Source organism: Chthonomonas sp. (assembly GCF_035294505.1).
In the GTDB taxonomy this organism is placed as follows: Bacteria; Armatimonadota; Chthonomonadetes; order Chthonomonadales; family Chthonomonadaceae; genus Chthonomonas.
Genome location: NZ_DATGKU010000223.1, coordinates 1 through 3,010 on the forward strand (window position 1 = coordinate 1; position 3,010 = coordinate 3,010).

4 protein-coding genes are annotated in these 3,010 nt (G+C 57.0%); 2 read left to right on the forward strand and 2 right to left on the reverse strand.

The genetic code is table 11. The annotated features are described in order from the left end of the window. Nucleotides 1-25 precede the first annotated feature (25 nt). Both VKV18_RS13615 and VKV18_RS13620 read left to right on the forward strand, forming a co-directional pair. Complete coding sequence (locus VKV18_RS13615) at nucleotides 26-988, forward strand: ribose-phosphate pyrophosphokinase (protein WP_324204734.1); 963 nt, start codon at nucleotides 26-28, stop codon at nucleotides 986-988. A 9-nt stretch (nucleotides 989-997) separates the two neighbouring features. Beyond that, complete coding sequence (locus tag VKV18_RS13620) at nucleotides 998-1,843, forward strand: MBL fold metallo-hydrolase (RefSeq protein WP_324204735.1); 846 nt, start codon at nucleotides 998-1,000, stop codon at nucleotides 1,841-1,843. A 4-nt stretch (nucleotides 1,844-1,847) separates the two neighbouring features. Here VKV18_RS13620 and minE read toward each other — a convergent pair whose 3' ends face one another. Both minE and minD read right to left on the reverse strand, forming a co-directional pair. Beyond that, nucleotides 1,848-2,123, reverse strand: coding sequence for a cell division topological specificity factor MinE (gene minE, locus VKV18_RS13625; protein WP_324204736.1), 276 nt, complete (start codon nucleotides 2,121-2,123; stop codon nucleotides 1,848-1,850). A gap of 25 nt (nucleotides 2,124-2,148) precedes the next feature. After that, complete coding sequence (gene minD / locus VKV18_RS13630) at nucleotides 2,149-2,964, reverse strand: septum site-determining protein MinD (RefSeq protein ID WP_324201738.1); 816 nt, start codon at nucleotides 2,962-2,964, stop codon at nucleotides 2,149-2,151. Nucleotides 2,965-3,010 lie beyond the last annotated feature (46 nt).

The window sequence follows — 3,010 nt, forward strand, 5'->3', positions numbered from 1 at the left end:
AGGCCCTATGGCAAGGAGAGAGCGGATGCAAACCAACACCCTGCGCGTTTTCACAGGGAACGCCAACCCGGAGTTGGCGGCAAAAATTGCTCGAGAGCTTGGCATCGAGCTTGGTGCAATACAGGTCAGTAAGTTCTCCGACGGTGAAATTGGGGTGAAGATCGAGGAGAGCGCACGCGGCCAAGACATCTTTATTATTCAGCCTACGTGTGCCCCTGTGAACGATAACCTCATGGAACTGCTCATTATGATAGATGCGTTTCGGCGTGCCTCCGCCCGCAGGATCACCGTGGCGTTGCCCTACTACGGCTATGCGCGGCAAGACAAGAAAGTGCGTCCGCGCGAGCCGGTGACCGCACGCCTGGTAGCCAACCTCATCACAACGGCGGGGGCCAGCAGGGTGCTGTGTGTAGACCTACATGCCGGCCAAATTCAGGGTTTTTTCGACCTGCCGGTTGACCATCTCTACGCCGGCCCTATTATCGCGGAATATCTGCGCTCTGAAGGGCTTTACAACGGAAACACGGTGGTTGTGTCGCCCGACGTGGGCGGCGTGGCGCGCGCGCGTGCCCTGGCCGAACACCTTAATACCCCCATCGCCATTATTGCCAAACGGCGCCCCGCGCCCAACAAGGTGGAGATCATGGAGATCATCGGAGATGTGGCGGGAAAAACCTGTGTGATGATTGACGACATGATTGACACCGCCGGGACCATTGTACAAGGGGCTGAAGCGCTGATGGAGCGGGGAGCGGCCGCCGTTCACGCCTGTTGCACGCACGCCGTGTTGTCGGGCAAGGCGGTGGAGCGTATTCAATGCTCTCCCCTCGAAACTTTGGTGGTAACGGATACGGTGCCTCTGCCGGAGTACAAACGCATTCCTAAGATCAAGGTGCTTTCGGTGGCGCCCCTCATCGCCGATGCCATCCGTCGCATTCATGAAGATAGCTCGGTGAGCGAGCTGTTTATCAACTATGGGCATCACTAGAGAGCGGCCATGAGAAGCGAATCGAGAGTACGCGTCGCTACAGCCCAAACACATACACGGCTTCTTGAGGACATCGCACGGCCTTGTGACCCAACGGAGCGGGGTGCGTTTTGGTGGTTAGGCCAACACACCTTTGTGGTGCGGGCAGGTGCGCTCGTTTTCTACATTGACCCCTGGTTTACCGCCTGGGAATCACGGTGTAATCCACCGCCGCTTACCCCGGCAGAGGGGCGTTATGCCGATTTTGTGTTGGTAACCCACGGCCATGGCGACCACCTTTGCCCGGAGACCCTACGCGCCATGGTGCAGGCCTCGCCCAACGCGCTTTTTATATGCCCGGCCACCGAGACCGAGAGAATGCTTCAGGAGGCTCTTATCCCCGCCGAACGTTTAAGACCCCTCAATGCCGGTGGAGTTTTAGAGGAGCGAGGCGCGCGTATCACGGCCATCAAAAGCAAGCACGAGTTCTTCGACGAAAAGCCCGGTGTAGGCTTCCCCTACCTAGGCTATGTGGTAGAAGCGAACGGCTTAAGGTTCTACCATTCCGGCGATACCATTATGTACGAAGGCTTGCTCTCGACCCTGCAACAGTGGCCGCAGTTCGACGTGCTCTTTTTGCCTATTAACGGGCGCGATGCCGAACGCTATCGGCGCGGCATCATAGGCAATTTCACTTACCAAGAGGCAGTGGAACTTGCCGGCGAGTTGCGCCCTCGACTCGTGGTCCCGTCGCACTACGATATGTTCGTGGGCAACCAGGAAGACCCGACAAAGTTCACCCAATTTTTGGAGGCCAAATATCCTGGAGTACCATATTGGATAGGGCCCATTGGGGAGCGAGTGTCGCTGCCGTGAACGGCTACTCGAACTTTTCTGTGTGGATACTCCGTATGGGGACGTTGGCAATGAGGGCGACCGTGTTGTTTTCGCGCTCCACATTCATCTCCAAAGCGCTCTCATCAATATCCATATAGCGCGACAGAACTTTAAGTATCTCGCGACGCATCTCGTCCATGATGGCCGGGGAGATGGCAGCCCGATCGTGCATCAATACCAGGTGCAGGCGGTCTTTGGCCACACTGCGTGGCGATTTACTTCCCCGCCCAAACAGTTTCTCTAGAATATTCATTGTCATGGCTCCGCTCCTCTCTCCCGAACGTCTATCTCTTTCCGGCAAACATCTTGCGCAGCCGCTCTAAAAGGCCGGTTTTCTCTTCTAGTTCTGAAAAAGGCACCTCTTCGCCGCGGAGGCGACGTGCGATGTTGTGAAAAGCTCGCCCTGCCTGGCTATTTTCACTGAGAACGGCAGGCTCTCCGCGGTTTGTGGAGGTGATAATGCTCTCGTCGTCGGGCACGATGCCCAAAAGGCGTACCGATTTACCGAGCACCTCCTGCACGTCCTCTACGCCGAGCATCTCCTGGTTTTTTACCATCTGCACCCGAATGCGGTTTACAACGAGCATGGGGTCGCGCAGCTCTTGCGCTTCGAGCAGGCCGATGATGCGATCGGCGTCGCGCACGGAAGCCATTTCAGGGTTCGTCACCACGATCGCCTCGGTAGCGCCGGCCGTGGCGTTACGAAACCCCTGTTCGATGCCGGCGGGGCAGTCAATGAGAATGAACCCAAACCCCTCGTCTTTCAGTTCGGTGATGACCTGCTGCATTTGGCGAGGACTTACAGCGCTTTTATCGCGCGTTTGTGCTGCGGGAAGCAGCGCGAGATTTTGGTGGCGTTTGTCGCGCACGAGCGCTTGACGCAGTTTTGCACGGCCTTCCACCACATCTACAATATCGTAAACGATGCGGTTTTCAAGGCCGAGGGCGAGATCGAGGTTGCGCAGCCCGATATCCGCATCCACCAAGGCCACTTTTTCGCCGAGAGCGGCGAGGGCTACGCCTATGTTGGCCGTGGTGGTGGTTTTGCCAACACCGCCTTTGCCGGAGGTGATGACAATGACCCGTGCTTCGCATGTCATGGAGGGCGTTCTCCTAAAAGGGTGATCTTGCAGCAATTAGATGCAT

Excerpts from the sequence above, each read along its gene's own strand:
- VKV18_RS13620 (WP_324204735.1), top strand. The coding sequence starts at position 998 with ATGAGAAGCGAATCGAGAGTACGCGTCGCTACAGCCCAAACACATACA.
- VKV18_RS13615 (WP_324204734.1), top strand. The coding sequence starts at position 26 with ATGCAAACCAACACCCTGCGCGTTTTCACAGGGAACGCCAACCCGGAG.
- minE (WP_324204736.1), bottom strand. The coding sequence starts at position 2,123 with ATGACAATGAATATTCTAGAGAAACTGTTTGGGCGGGGAAGTAAATCG.
- minD (WP_324201738.1), bottom strand. The coding sequence starts at position 2,964 with ATGACATGCGAAGCACGGGTCATTGTCATCACCTCCGGCAAAGGCGGT.